Origin of the sequence: Microbacterium sp. Gd 4-13 (assembly GCF_003095395.1) — a bacterium.
Taxonomy (GTDB): Bacteria; Actinomycetota; Actinomycetes; order Actinomycetales; family Microbacteriaceae; genus Microbacterium.
This window is the reverse complement of sequence record NZ_QEIJ01000011.1, coordinates 1-12,295: the sequence shown is the minus strand read 5'-3', so window position 1 is coordinate 12,295 and position 12,295 is coordinate 1. Positions and strand designations below refer to the sequence as shown.

The window sequence follows — 12,295 nt, the reverse complement described above, 5'->3', positions numbered from 1 at the left end:
GGAGTCGTCGCCGACCGGCGGAGTGTCGGCGGCGTCAGGCGACGGCGCCACGGGCGACCAGCTCCCGCGCAAGACGCAGGTAGGCCTGGGCGGCCGCGTGCTCCGGCGCGAACTCGGTGATGGGCATCCCCGAGACCGACGCGTCGGGGAACTTCACCGTCCGGCCGATCACGGTTTCGAGCACGTCGTCGCCGAACGCCTCGACGACCCGCTCCAGCACCTCGCGGGAGTGGAGCGTGCGGGGGTCGTACATCGTGGCGAGCACCCCGTCGAGCGTGATCGACGGGTTCAGTCGGTCGCGCACCTTGTCGATCGTCTCGATGAGGAGCGCGACGCCGCGAAGTGCGAAGAACTCGCACTCGAGCGGGATGAGCACACCGTGGCTCGCCGTGAGGGCGTTCACCGTGAGCAGCCCGAGCGACGGCTGGCAGTCGATGAGGATGACGTCGTAGTCGGCCGAGACCTTGCGGAGCACTCGGGCGAGGATCGTCTCACGGGCGACCTCGTTGATGAGATGCACCTCGGCCGCCGACAGATCGATGTTGGCCGGCACGATGTCGAGGCCCTCGACGCGCGTCGGCACGATGACCTCTCGCGGATCACGTTTCGTGTCGAGCAGCAGGTCGTAGATGGTCGGAGACTCGTGCGTCTGGATGCCGAGGCCCGCCGAGAGCGCACCCTGCGGGTCGAAGTCGACCGCCAGCACCTTGCGGCCGTAGCCGGCGAGCGCCGCCGCCAGGTTGATGGTCGTCGTCGTCTTGCCGACGCCACCCTTCTGGTTGCACAGCGCGATGATCCGGGCCGGGCCGTGCCCCGAGAGCTTCGGCGGGGTCGCGAAGCCGTGGTACGGCCGTCCGGTCGGGCCAAGGGTCACTTCGCCGTCGCCAGCCGTCACCGACTTCTTCGTTGCGCTCCGCGCCACCGACCCACCTGCCCTAGATATCTTGCCTCCCATGCTACCGAGTGAGGGGGCCGGCACCCGCGCGGGCACACCGGCCGCACGTCACTCCGTGCGCACCGGTCTGCGACGCCGAACGGCGACGAGGGTCATCGCGCCGATTCCCGTCAGGAGGGTCGCGCCCGCCATCCACGCCGTCGTCGGCTCAGCGCCGCTCTCGGCCAGGGCCGCCGGGGCGCCGGTGACGGTCGGCGCGGGGCTCGTCGGAGGCTCCGGCGACGGTTCGACCGGGGGCACGACGCCGGTGATCGACGTGACGTCGTCGGCGAGCTGCGCGGTCACGTGGGCCATCGCCCCGATCATGATCCCGAGCGCCTCGTCGTTGACGTTCGTGATGTCGTCGGCGGGCGTGTGGTAGTTCGGGTCGTGGATCTCGCCGACCGTGCCGCCGAACAGCGCGACCTGCTCCTCGGTCTTGACCTCGTCGGCTCCGGTGAACAGACCCGAGGCGGGGATCCCCGCGGAGATGAACGCGTCGTAGTCGCTGCGGCCGTCGAATGCTGTATCGATCCAGGGCTGTCCGACCGCGTCGAAGTAGTCGGTGAACGCCGCCTCGGTCTGGATGGAGCCCTCGGGAACGTCCACGGGGGCCTCGTACGTCGACTGGTCGGCGTCGTAGACCGAGATCACGTAGTTCGGCGAGGCGACCATGTCGAAGTTGAGGTAGGTGACGATCTCATCGGCCTGGGCGTCCGAGAGCCGTGCGACGTAGTCCGCCGAACCGAGCAGGCCGATCTCCTCCGCACCCCACCATGCGAAGCGCACGCGGTTGGCGAGGTCTCCGGATGCGGCGAGCTGCACGGCCGTCTCGAGGATGGCCGCCGATCCCGAACCGTTGTCATTGATGCCGGCGCCGTCGGCCACGGAGTCGAGGTGGGCGCCGAGCATGACGGCGTTCTCGGCGGCACCGGTGGGCGTGTCGGCGATGATGTTGAACGTCTCGATGACCGACAGCGTCTGCTGCAGCTGGAGGTCGGCGGTCACGGTTCCCGCGGCCATCGCCGCCAGGAGCGTCTGCCCCTGCGACTGCAGGATGCCCACCGAGGGGATGAGGTCGGGAGTCTGCTCGGCGAGGGTGCCGGAGACGATTCCCGGCTCGCTGTTGTAGACGAGCATGGCCACGGCGCCGGCGGCACCGGCAGCGACTGATTTCTCACCGAAGGCGCACACACCGCGAGAGACGACGGCGATCTTCCCCGCCGCATCCACACCACCCCACTCGTCGGCGTTGCACCCGGTCGCCGTGGTCGGCGCGACGAGGGCGACATCGGCGAGACCGCCTGCCGGGGTCGACGGCGTGTACTCCATGGGGAGCCCGAACGGGCCGGGGGCGCCGTCCTCGTCTTCGTCGTCGGTGAACGTGATCCCGTCGATCGCGAGCGCGTATTCGTCGATGGTCTGCACCGTCGCCGCGAACCTCTGACGCTGCGGCTCGTACCCGGCCTCGCGCAGCACCTCCTCGACGTAGGCGCCGCTCGCTTCGTACCCCGAGGTGCCGGCCGCGCGATTCCCGTCGTTCGCATCGGCGATCGCCTGGAACGCCTCGAGGTGCGTACGCACTCCCTCGACCGTGACTCGGCTCTCGAGATCGGCGGGATCGACCGCGAACGCCGGGGCCGTGCCCGACGCTGCCACGAGCAGCACGCCCGCTGCGATCGCGATTCCGACGGGTGTCCAGCGACGCTGCGGCTCTCGCACGATACGGTTCTCCTTCGACCTACCTGGGGGTTGAAGGCACGCTACCCGTGATCCCCCACCTCGTCCAGGAAAGTCACAGGGTGGAAACACCCGCCCGCTCAGCGAGCACGCGGATGCGACGTGGCGTACACGTCGCGGAGCGCCTCGACGCTGACGTGCGTGTAGATCTGCGTCGTCGCGACGGAGGCGTGCCCCAAAAGCTCCTGCACGACGCGCACGTCGGCTCCGCCCTGCAGAAGGTGCGTGGCGAACGAATGCCGGAACGTGTGCGGCGAGACATGCGCCTCGAGGCCGGCGCGTTCGGCAGCCTGCTGGATGACGAGCCATGCGCTCTGCCGAGACAACGGGGCGCCGCGAACGCCCAGGAACAGCCGGGGTGACGAGTGACCCCGGGCGGCGAGCGCCGGGCGCACCCGCGTCAGGTACGCGTCGACGGCGGCACGCGCGTACGAGCCGACGGGCACGATGCGCTCCTTGTCGCCCTTGCCGCGCACCCGGACGACGTCGCCGTGGGCGAGATCGTCGACATCGAGCTGCACGACCTCCGACACGCGCGCCCCGGTCGCGTAGAGCAGCTCGATCAGCGCCCGGTCACGAACGGCGGCCGGCTCGGCGGGCACGTCGTCGCCGGGCGCAGGGCCCGCGGCATCCAGCAGCTCTTCGATCTGGGTCACCGTGAGCGCCTTCGGCAGCCGCCGCGCGGCCTTCGGTGGGCGCAGCCGACCGCTGGGGTCCTCGGTCTCGGTGCCTTCGCGCACGAGGTACCGATGCAGGCCCCGCACCGACGACTGCAGGCGCGCGAGCGACGACGACGCCGGGGGCGGGTGGGCCGACGCCCGCTCGGCCGCGAACTCGGCGACCATCGCCGTCATCACCCCCGACGTATCGGCGACTCCGCGCTCGGCCAGCCATTCGGCATACACCGCGAGGTCGCGCCGGTAGGCCTCCTGCGTGTGCTCGGAGAGACCCCGTTCGAGTGAGACGTGCCGCAGGTACGCGTCGACCGCCCGCTCGATGCGCACGTCAGTGCTCCGCGGCGGCTTCCCGCCTGAGCACCTCGGCAGCCGCCATCACGCCGGCGATGAGGATCGCGTTGCCGAACCGGCCCTCGATGATCCCGTCGACGACCTCGGCGAGCGCAACCCGCTCCACACGGATGTCGGCCTCCTCGTCCTCGCGGTCGAACGCGGCGGGAGCGGCCTCGAGATCGCGGGCGAGGAAGATGTGCAGCACCTCGTTGTTGCCGCCGGGCGAGGTGTACATCTTCAGCAGCGGCTGCCAGCGACGGGCGACGAGGTCGACCTCCTCGGCGAGCTCGCGCTTCACCGAATCCGCGGGCGGCTCCCCCGCCACGTCGAGAAGCCCGGCCGGGATCTCCCACTCGCGCAACCGCACGGGGTGGCGGTACTGCTGGATGAGCACGACGCGATCCTCGTCGTCGATCGCGACGACCGCCGCTGCGCCCGGATGGTCGACGTACTGCCGCACGATCTCACCGTCGCCGTATCGCACGGTGTCGGAGCGGACGTCCCACACCCGACCGGTGTAGACCTTCTCGGAATCCACCACCTCGGACTCGACCGACTCGTCGCGGAGTCCCGCGACGGTCCCCGAACCCGCGGCATCCGTCACGCCGACTCCTCGACGTCGAACAGCTCGCTCGCACGGTGACGGTCGAGCGCGGCGCCGACAAGGCCGCGGAAGAGCGGATGCGGCGCGGTCGGGCGCGAGCGGAGCTCGGGGTGCGCCTGCGTGGCGATGTAGTACGGGTGCACGTCGCGCGGGAGCTCGACGTACTCGACCAGGTCGAGATCGGGGTTGAGCCCGGAGAACACCAGGCCCGCCGCGGCGAGCTGCTCGCGGTAGGCGTTGTTGACCTCGTAGCGGTGACGGTGGCGCTCCGACACCCGGGAGGCGCCGTACACCTCCTCGGCGACCGAGCCCGCGGCGAGGTCGGCCGGGTACAGCCCGAGGCGCATGGTGCCGCCCAGATCGCCGCGGTCGAGGATGTCGACCTGCTCGGCCATCGTCGCGACGACCGGGTGCGGACTGTCGGGGTCGAACTCGCTCGAGGACGCGCCCTCGAGACCGGCGACATGACGGGCGTACTCGACGACGATGCACTGCAGCCCCAGGCAGATGCCGAGGGTCGGGATGCCCTGCTCCCGGGCGAACTTGAGCGCCCCGAGCTTGCCTTCGATACCGCGGATGCCGAAGCCGCCGGGGATCACGATGCCGTCGAGTCCGCCGAGCGCCTTCTCGGCACCCTCGGGCGTCTCGCACAGGTCGGAGGGGATCCAGGTGACGGTGACGTGGGCCTCGTGCGCGAACCCACCGGCCTTGAGCGCCTCGGTCACCGACAGGTAGGCGTCGGGCAGGTCGATGTACTTGCCGACCAGGCCGATGGTCACCTCGTGCTTGGGGTTGTGCACCGCCTGCAGCACCTTCTGCCAGCGCGACCAGTCGACGTCGGCAGCCTCGCTCAGCCCGAGGGAACGGACGAGGTATTCGTCGAGCCCCTGGTCGTGCAGCATCGACGGGATGTCGTAGATGCTGGGCACGTCGACCGCGTTCACGACGGCGTCCTCGTCGACGTCGCACATGAGCGCGATCTTGCGCTTGTTCGACTCGGTCACCGGCCGGTCGCTGCGCAGCACCAGCGCGTCGGGCTGGATACCGATCGATCGGAGAGCGGCGACCGAGTGCTGCGTCGGCTTGGTCTTCTGCTCGCCCGACGCCCCCATGAACGGAACGAGGGAGACGTGGACGAAGAAGACGTTGCCGCGGCCGAGTTCGTGCCGAATCTGTCGAGCGGACTCGATGAACGGCTGCGACTCGATGTCGCCGACCGTTCCGCCGATCTCGGTGATGATGACGTCGGGCTGCGGATCTTCGCTGGCCTGCAGACGCATGCGTCGCTTGATCTCGTCGGTGATGTGCGGGATGACCTGCACCGTGTCGCCGAGGTATTCGCCGCGCCGCTCGCGCGCGATGACCTCCGAGTAGACCTGGCCGGTCGTGACGTTCGCAGCCTGGCTGAGCTCGATGTCGAGGAACCGCTCGTAGTGCCCGATGTCGAGGTCGGTCTCAGCGCCGTCGTCGGTCACGAAGACCTCGCCGTGCTGGAACGGGTTCATCGTGCCCGGATCGACGTTGAGGTACGGATCGAGCTTCTGCATCACGACGTGCAGGCCGCGCGCGGTCAGAAGATTGCCGAGACTGGCGGCCGTGAGGCCCTTGCCGAGCGAGGAGACCACGCCCCCGGTCACGAAGATGTGCTTGGTGGTCTTGCTGGAAGAGATGCCCGTAGATGAAGAGTCCGTCACGGGCTTCCATGCTATCAGTCCGCTCGCCAGCGAGCCCGCCGTCGACGCGCCGGGACTGTGACGACCAGCGTCGGCCGAGGCGTCGCCCGCGCTCACCGCGGCGCGCGTGCCGTGTCGAGAAGCTCGCGGGCGTGGGTGAGAGCGGCGTCCGAGTCGGCCAGTCCCGAAAGCAGGCGCGCCATCTCGGCCTCGCGCTCGGCCCCCTCCAGACGCTTCACGCTCGACGCCGTGACCGACCCGTCGTTGCTCTTCACGACCGAGAGATGGTTGCCCGCGAACGCCGCCACCTGAGCGAGGTGGGTCACGACGATCACCTGCGACGACTCGGCGAGCCGGGCGAGTCGCCGCCCGACCTCGATCGCGGCGGCACCGCCGATCCCGGCGTCGACCTCGTCGAAGACGAACGTCGGCACGGGATCCACTCCCGCGATGACGACCTCGATCGCGAGCATCACGCGGCTGAGCTCCCCTCCGGAAGCCCCCCGAGCGACGGGGCGCGGGTCGGCACCCGGATGCGGCGCGAGGAGGATCGTGACGTCGTCGCGACCGTGGGTGCTCGCCGCTCCCGGAGCCACCTCGACGACGAGCGTCGCATCGGGAAGAGCCAGGGCGTGCAGCTCGTCGGTCACGAGCGCACCGAGCCGGAGGGCCGCGGCCTCGCGCTCGGCCGTCAGGGCGGCGGCGGCGACGTCGAGCGCGGCGGCCGCGGCATCCCGTTCCGCCGTCAGGCGCTCGATGCGGTCGCCGTCGTCGTCGAGTTCGGCGAGACGGGCCGACCCGGTCTCGAGCAGTGCGATCGCCGCGTCGACCGAGCCGTGGGCACGGGCTAGGCCCGAGAGAGCCGCGCGCCGCTCCTCGGTCGCCGCCAGCTCGTGCGGACCCGACTCGTCGAGATCGGCGAGGTAGGCGGAGACGGCGGCGGCGAGGTCGGCGATCCGGTAGCCGACGTCGGCGGCCTGCTCTGCGAGGGACTCGAGGGTCGCGTCGTGGGTGCTGCCGCGCTCGAGCGATCGGCGAGCGTCGGCGACGAGCGCGGTCGCGTCGGCGGCGTCCATCTCGCTCGAGAGGGCTTCGTGCGCGGTGGCCGCGGCCAGCCGCAGCTCCTCCGCGTTCGCGAGGCGCTCGGCGCGCTGTGCCAGATCGACGTCCTCACCGGGGAGCGGGGCGACGGCCTCGATCTCGGCGAGCGCCGCGCGCAGCTCGTCGGCCTCGCGGCCGCGGACGTCGCGGTCGTCCTGCAGCTCGGTCAGCGTCGCATCGAGGGCGCGCCAGTGCTCGTATCCGGCGCGGTAGTCGGCGAGGGCGGCGGCCACCGGGGCGCCGCCGAAACGGTCGAGTGCGTCGCGCTGCGCGACGGCGGAGCGCAGGCGCAACTGGTCGGACTGCCCGTGGACGACCACGAGGGAGTCGGCGAGTTCGGCGAGCACCCCGGCGGGGGCACTGCGCCCGCCGACGGTGGCGCGTCCTCGGCCCTCGCTCGACACGGTGCGTCCGAGGTAGAGCTCGGCCTGGCCGTCGCCGAGGGGTTCGACGTCGCCGCCGGCCTCGCGGACGCGGTCGACGACGGCGCCGTCTTCCGGAACGCTCCACACGCCGTCGACGGCGGCCTGCGCCGCCCCGGAGCGCACGGCGCCCGAGTCGGCGCGGTTGCCGAGCAGGAGTCCGAGCCCCGTGACGACCATGGTCTTGCCGGCACCGGTCTCGCCGGTGATCGCGGTGAAACCCGGACCGATCGGCAGCGTCGCCTCGGCGATGACGCCGAGGTCGCGCAGTCGCATCTCCTCGATCATGAGATCTCCGGAGCCGGTCCGCGCCACCCGGTCACGGGGAGACGGAACTTCCGCACGAGGCGGTCGGTGAATGCGGGCGGGTGGAGCCGCGCCAACCGCACGGGCTCGCTGGAGCGGCGGACGACGACCCGCGCACCCGGCGGCAGTTCGTGCGAACGGCGACCGTCGCACCACAGGATGCCGACACCGCTCGTGCGTTCGAGCACCTCGATGGCGATCGGGGCCTCGGGCCCGACGACGAGCGGACGCGCGAAGAGGGCGTGCGCCGAGAGCGGCACGACGGCGATCGCCTCGACGGACGGCCAGATCACGGGTCCTCCCGCCGAGAAGTTGTAAGCGGTCGACCCGGTGGGCGTGGCGACCACGACGCCGTCGCAGCCGAACGACGACAACGGACGCCCGTCGACCTCGATCACGACCTCCAGCATTCTTTCGCGACTGGCCTTCTCGACGGTGGCCTCGTTCAGCGCCCACGTCTCGTAGATCACGGCGTCGGTGGAGTCCTTGACCCGCACCGACAGCGCGAGGCGCTCCTCGACACGGTAGTCGCGGTCGATGACCCGGCGGACGGCGTCGTCCATGTCGTCGCGCTCGCTCTCGGCGAGGAACCCGACGTGACCCATGTTGATGCCGAGGACGGGCGCCGTCCCCCCGCGGACGAGCTCGGCAGCGCGGAGGATGGTGCCGTCGCCGCCGAGCACGATCGCGAGTTCGATCTCGCCGACCGCGACATCCTCCCCGAGGGTGCCGACACCGTCGAGCGGGAACGCGCCCTCGAGGTCGTCGCGGTCGTCGCGCGAGAACACGGCGCGAGCACCCGCCTGTCGAAGGGCGGAGACCACGCGCCTCGCGGCGTCGACGGTGTCGTCTCGGCGCGCGTGGGCGACCACGAGGATGTTGCGATCGCTGGGTGTCATCGGCTTCCGGTCAGTTCGTTCACGGTGCTTCCCCATTCTGACGGATCGCTCCCCCACGACGTCGCGAGGTGGACCACATACTCCCGATTGCCGTGCAGACCGGCGATCGGAGAAGCGATGAGCCCCGCCGTCCGCAGGCCCGCATCCCATGCGGACCACAGCACGGTCGACACGGCGTCCGCGCGGAGATCGGGGTCTGTCACGAGCCCGCCCTTGACCGCGGTGCGTCCGACCTCGAACTGCGGTTTGATCAGCAGCACGATGTCGGCGTTCTCGGCCGCGGTGGCGACGACGGCGGGAAGGACGTGCGTGAGCGAGATGAAAGAGAGGTCGCCGGTGACGACGGAGGGGCGCTCAGCGACCCCCGTCGCGGACGCGAGGATCGCCGCATCCATGTACCTGACGTTGAACCCTTCGATCGACACGACGTCGGGGTCGAGGGCGAGGAGAGGGTCGAGCTGCCCGTGACCGACGTCGACGGCCAGCACCGGTCGCGCACCGCGCTCGCGCAGCACCTGGGTGAACCCCCCGGTCGATGCGCCCATGTCCAGCGCGACCCGGTCTTCCACGGCGATGTCGAACGCGTCGAGACCGGCGAGCAGCTTGTGCGCGGCACGACTGACGTAGTGGTCGGATGCGGCGACCGCGAGCTGCGCCTCGTCGTCGATGCGCGCCGACGGCTTCACCACGATGCCGCCGTCGACGCTCACCAGCCCATCGGCGATCAGCTGTGCGGCCTGAGTACGCGAACGCGCCAGGCCGCGGCGGGCAAGCTCCGCGTCGAGACGCGCCGTCATCCGCTCACGTGGTGATCGGTGGGTCCGGACTCGAGGCGACGGGCCAGCTCGTCGTGCAGCGACGCGTAGGCGGCGGCGCGATCGCCCAGCGGTTGCCCCTCGATGATGCGCAGCCGACTGATCAGCTCCGAACCCTCGGGCCCGGCGTCCTCCGTGCGGTTGGCGTCGGTCATCCAGCTATCGTAACGACCTCACGGCCGCCAGAACGGGTCGGCGTACAGACGCTCCGGCACGCGGAACCCGAAGATCGCCCGCCCGGAATTCCACACGGCCGCGGCCCCGGCCCGCACGAGGTCGACGGGGCGGTCGCCCTCCGAGACGATCCGCAGATCCGCGCCGTCGATCTCGACCGTCGCCGAGCCCACCGTGGTGCGCGCGCCCTTCACGACGGTCGCCGGGTACGGCTCGAACATCTCGCGCAGATCGCTCACGATGAAGTCGGGGCGCGAATCGGGAGGCGCCGCGAGCAGGTGCTTGGGACGATCGATCCCGGTGAGAACGTGCACCGACCGCATACCCGCGGCGACGGCGCCCTTGATGTCGGTATCGAGGCGGTCGCCGATGAACAGCGGAGTCGACGCGTCGAAACGCTTCTCCGCCTCGCGGAAGATCGGCACCTCGGGCTTGCCGGCTACCGTCGCCAGACGTCCGACCGCGGTGTGGACGGCCGACACCAGAGTGCCGTTTCCCGGGGCGATGCCGCGCGCCTGCGGGATCGTCCAGTCGGTGTTGGTCGCAACCCAGGGGATGCCACCATCTTCGACCGACGTTTTCAGTGCGAACGCCGCCTCCGCGAGGTGCACCCATGCCACATCGGGGGCGAACCCCTGCACCACGGCGGCCGGCGCATCGTCCGCGGAACGCGTGACGACGAAGCCCGCCTTCTCGACCTCCACGACGAGCCCCTCGCCACCGACGACGAGCACCGTCGAGCCCGGCGCGACGAGATCGGCGAGCAACGTCATGGCGGCCTGCGGGCTCGTGACGATGTCATCGGCGCGCGTCGCGGTGAGGCCCAGCTCTACGAGGTGCGCGGCGACCGACGCATCCGTTCGCGACGCGTTGTTCGTGATGAACCCCACACGGCGGTCGGATGCTGCGCGGTTGAGACTCTCCACCGCGTGCGGGATCGGCCCCGGGCCGGCGTACACCACACCGTCGAGGTCGGCGAGCACCACATCGACACCCTCCAACGGTGTCGGTGTGGACGACGAGCGCCCCCACATCAGCGGTCCTCGCCGTCCGTCTCGTCGTCGGCGGCGGCGCGCGTGTCGCTCTCGCCGCTCTCGCCGCCTTCGCCGCTCTCGTCGCTCTCGCCGCTCTCGTCGCTCGAGGACACCGCGACGGGCTCGCCCGCGTCAGTCTCCTCGGCGGGAGCCTCTCCCGGCTCCGCGTCGGAGGCGTCCGACATCCCCTGGTCGGCGGTGTCCTCATCGGGATCCGCCGGGATGACGGCGTCAGGGTCCTCGGTCTCGTCGACGATCAGCACCTCGTGGTCGGCGACACCCGACGCATCGTCGAGGGCGTCGGCGGCGACGTCGGCGCGCCGACGCCACAGCTGCGCCTCATCGTCGCGGCCGAGCTCCTCGAGCACCGCCGCGCGCGCGGCGAAGAGCGCAGGGCTCCACTCGAACGCACGGTCGGGATCGAGCTCGGGGATGTCGAGCTCCTGCAGAGCACGCTCGGTCTCGCCGAGGTCGAGCCGCGCACCCGACATGGCGATCGCAAGCTCGACGCGCACCTCCGTGGGGAGCGTCGAGCGATCGACCCCACGACCCTCTTCGAGACCACGGTCAGGACGACCCACACCACGCTCGCTGTCGACGAGGAGCGCGATCTGATCGTCACGACCGGAGATGCGGCGGTAGGTGCGGAGTTCTCGAAGCGCAAGCGAGAAATCGCCGATGCCGTAGGCGGTGATGGCGGCGGTCTCACGGACGACCGCGATACGGCCCGCGCGACGCGTGGCGGCGAGGGCATGTTCGTGCGCGAGGGCGGGGTCGTCTTCGATCAGACGAGCGGCCATGGCCAGGTGCCGCGCGACCTCTTCCGCGTTCTCCTTGCTGAGGGTCTTCAGCTCATTGCGCGCCTGGGCGGGCAGATCGCGTGCGGTGATGTCTTCGGGGAGTTCGGGGCCGCTCTCGCGGAAACGCTCCGGCGGGCGTGACGCACGGTCGGACGACGAGGACGGCCGACCGCCGCCACCCGCTCCGCGGTAGCCGGCGCCGCCCGTGGGGCGGCCGCCACGATCATCGCTGCGGGGAGGACGACCACCGCGATCATCGCTGCGGGGAGGACGACCGTCACGAGAGGAGGCGCCGTCGCGGGCGGGACGTCCGGCTGAGGAAGGGCGACCGTCGCGCGCGGGGCGCGCATCGCGGTTCGGCCGGTCCGACGAGCCGTACGACCGACCCGCGGCCGGACGCCCTCCGGAATCAGAGCGCGGGGCATCGCGACGCGGCCGATCACCGTAGGGCGCGCGCGCACCGTCGCGCTGCGGACGGTCGGTGCGCGCAGGGCGGTCGTCACGCCCCGCACGGTTATCGGATCGAGGAGTGCCGCCCCGCGACGGTCGCCCCTCAGACCGCGGTCTGTCCGAGCGCGGACGACGATCAGCGTCGCGGCGTGCATCACCGCTCCGTCCGGAGCGATCGTCGCGACGGGGAGCGTCGGCGTCTTCAGTTGCCATGGCGGGTCCTCCTGGTGGGCCAGCTTACGGGCCCGTAAACGCAAAATGGCCACCCAACTTTGGGTGGCCATTTCACTGAAAAGAAGTCCGGCGGTGTCCTACTCTCCCACAGGGTCCCCC

At 71.0% G+C, this 12,295-nt stretch carries 11 protein-coding genes; all 11 read right to left on the bottom strand.

Annotated features, from left to right (window positions below):
- Positions 1 to 34: 34 nt before the first annotated feature.
- The gene (locus DEA06_RS15245) at positions 35 to 922 is read right to left on the bottom strand and encodes a ParA family protein (RefSeq protein ID WP_183042513.1); all 888 of its coding nucleotides are present in this window, start codon (positions 920 to 922) and stop codon (positions 35 to 37) included.
- An 81-nt stretch (positions 923 to 1,003) separates the two neighbouring features.
- Complete coding sequence (locus DEA06_RS15240) at positions 1,004 to 2,656, bottom strand: M20/M25/M40 family metallo-hydrolase (protein WP_116648868.1); 1,653 nt, start codon at positions 2,654 to 2,656, stop codon at positions 1,004 to 1,006.
- 98 nt (positions 2,657 to 2,754) lie between these two features.
- A complete protein-coding gene (xerD, locus tag DEA06_RS15235; protein ID WP_116648867.1) occupies positions 2,755 to 3,678 on the bottom strand; it encodes a site-specific tyrosine recombinase XerD in 924 nt (307 codons plus the stop codon).
- A gap of 1 nt (position 3,679) precedes the next feature.
- Entirely contained in the window at positions 3,680 to 4,288 is a 609-nt protein-coding gene (locus tag DEA06_RS15230) for an NUDIX hydrolase (protein WP_116648866.1), read from the bottom strand.
- Complete coding sequence (locus DEA06_RS15225; protein WP_116648865.1) at positions 4,285 to 5,982, bottom strand: CTP synthase; 1,698 nt, start codon at positions 5,980 to 5,982, stop codon at positions 4,285 to 4,287. Before DEA06_RS15225 ends, DEA06_RS15230 begins: the two co-directional genes overlap by 4 nt.
- A 92-nt stretch (positions 5,983 to 6,074) precedes the next feature.
- A complete protein-coding gene (gene recN / locus DEA06_RS15220; RefSeq protein ID WP_116648917.1) occupies positions 6,075 to 7,772 on the bottom strand; it encodes a DNA repair protein RecN in 1,698 nt (565 codons plus the stop codon).
- The gene (locus tag DEA06_RS15215) at positions 7,769 to 8,689 is read right to left on the bottom strand and encodes an NAD kinase (protein WP_116648864.1); all 921 of its coding nucleotides are present in this window, start codon (positions 8,687 to 8,689) and stop codon (positions 7,769 to 7,771) included. The genes recN and DEA06_RS15215 overlap by 4 nt, the downstream gene beginning before the upstream one ends.
- Positions 8,686 to 9,486 carry a TlyA family RNA methyltransferase gene (locus DEA06_RS15210; protein ID WP_116648863.1) on the bottom strand — a complete coding sequence of 267 codons (801 nt, stop codon included), beginning with the start codon at positions 9,484 to 9,486 and terminating at the stop codon, positions 8,686 to 8,688. Before DEA06_RS15210 ends, DEA06_RS15215 begins: the two co-directional genes overlap by 4 nt.
- Entirely contained in the window at positions 9,483 to 9,659 is a 177-nt protein-coding gene (locus tag DEA06_RS16645) for a hypothetical protein (RefSeq protein ID WP_165818042.1), read from the bottom strand. Before DEA06_RS16645 ends, DEA06_RS15210 begins: the two co-directional genes overlap by 4 nt.
- An 18-nt stretch (positions 9,660 to 9,677) precedes the next feature.
- The gene (locus DEA06_RS15205) at positions 9,678 to 10,712 is read right to left on the bottom strand and encodes an HAD-IIA family hydrolase (RefSeq protein WP_116648862.1); all 1,035 of its coding nucleotides are present in this window, start codon (positions 10,710 to 10,712) and stop codon (positions 9,678 to 9,680) included.
- Entirely contained in the window at positions 10,712 to 11,512 is an 801-nt protein-coding gene (locus DEA06_RS15200) for a hypothetical protein (protein WP_240606980.1), read from the bottom strand. Before DEA06_RS15200 ends, DEA06_RS15205 begins: the two co-directional genes overlap by 1 nt.
- Positions 11,513 to 12,295: the final 783 nt, after the last annotated feature.

Excerpts from the sequence above, each read along its gene's own strand:
- recN (WP_116648917.1), bottom strand. The coding sequence starts at position 7,772 with ATGATCGAGGAGATGCGACTGCGCGACCTCGGCGTCATCGCCGAGGCG.
- DEA06_RS15215 (WP_116648864.1), bottom strand. The coding sequence starts at position 8,689 with ATGACACCCAGCGATCGCAACATCCTCGTGGTCGCCCACGCGCGCCGA.
- DEA06_RS15210 (WP_116648863.1), bottom strand. The coding sequence starts at position 9,486 with ATGACGGCGCGTCTCGACGCGGAGCTTGCCCGCCGCGGCCTGGCGCGT.
- DEA06_RS16645 (WP_165818042.1), bottom strand. The coding sequence starts at position 9,659 with ATGACCGACGCCAACCGCACGGAGGACGCCGGGCCCGAGGGTTCGGAG.
- DEA06_RS15205 (WP_116648862.1), bottom strand. The coding sequence starts at position 10,712 with ATGTGGGGGCGCTCGTCGTCCACACCGACACCGTTGGAGGGTGTCGAT.
- DEA06_RS15200 (WP_240606980.1), bottom strand. The coding sequence starts at position 11,512 with ATGGCCGCTCGTCTGATCGAAGACGACCCCGCCCTCGCGCACGAACAT.